1 protein-coding gene is annotated in these 866 nt (G+C 66.9%); it reads right to left on the minus strand.

Annotated elements, in window-relative coordinates; all coding sequences use genetic code 11:
• Positions 1–866, minus strand: an 866-nt coding sequence (locus J0695_RS38960) for a Na+/H+ antiporter NhaC family protein (protein WP_277990100.1), incomplete at both ends; no start/stop codon positions are given.

Consider the following 866-nt stretch of genomic DNA (forward strand, 5'->3'; position numbering starts at 1 on the left):
GCCGAAGGTGACCGCCCCGATGATGAGCCAGAGTGTCAAAAGCATGCTGTCCATACCGCCCCGGGACAGCAGGGCGTCGATCTGCGGGACACCCGAGGCGATGTCGAACCCGTTCGCCATCGCCTTCCACACGCCCTTCAGCGACTCGACCACGATGTTGCCCGCGCCGGGGACGAAGGCCCGCACCACATCAGGCTGGAGGAACGCCCCCAGGACACCTGCGAAGAGCGTGGAGCAGAGCAGCGCGAGCGTGGCGGGCACCTTGCGGATCGACAGGACCGCCAGCAGGACCAGCGGCAGGAGGTTCAGTGGCGTGATGCTGTAGATCTCGCCGAGACCGGCGAGCTCGATGTCCTCGCCCACAGGGTTGACCACGTCGGCGCCCTTGACCAGGCCGAGCACCAGGAAGACGACGAACGCGATCACGAACGCGGGCACCGAAGTCCACGCCTGGCGCTTGATGTGCTCGTGGACATCCACCTTCACCATTTGGGCCGTCAGGACCGTCGTCTCGGACAGCGGCGAGAGCTTGTCGCCGAGGTACGCACCCGAGATCACCGCGCCGGCCGTGATGGCCGTCGAGACACCGACCATGTCCGCGACCCCGATGAGCCCGACACCGATCGTCCCTGCCGTCGTCCAGGAGCTGCCGATGCTCATGGCGATCACACCGCAGATCAGCGCGGTGGCCGCGTAGTACCAACTCGGCGAGAGCACCTGGATCCCGTAGTACACGAGCGTCGGAATCGTCCCGGAGAGATTCCAGACCCCGATCAGCGCGCCCACCGACAGCAGGATGAACACGGCGCTGGTGATCGACGACAGCGCCCCTTGGCCGGCGCGCTGCACAGCGGCCCAGCTGTGCC

This window comes from Streptomyces beijiangensis (assembly GCF_017315755.1).
In the GTDB taxonomy this organism is placed as follows: domain Bacteria; phylum Actinomycetota; class Actinomycetes; order Streptomycetales; family Streptomycetaceae; genus Streptomyces; species Streptomyces beijiangensis.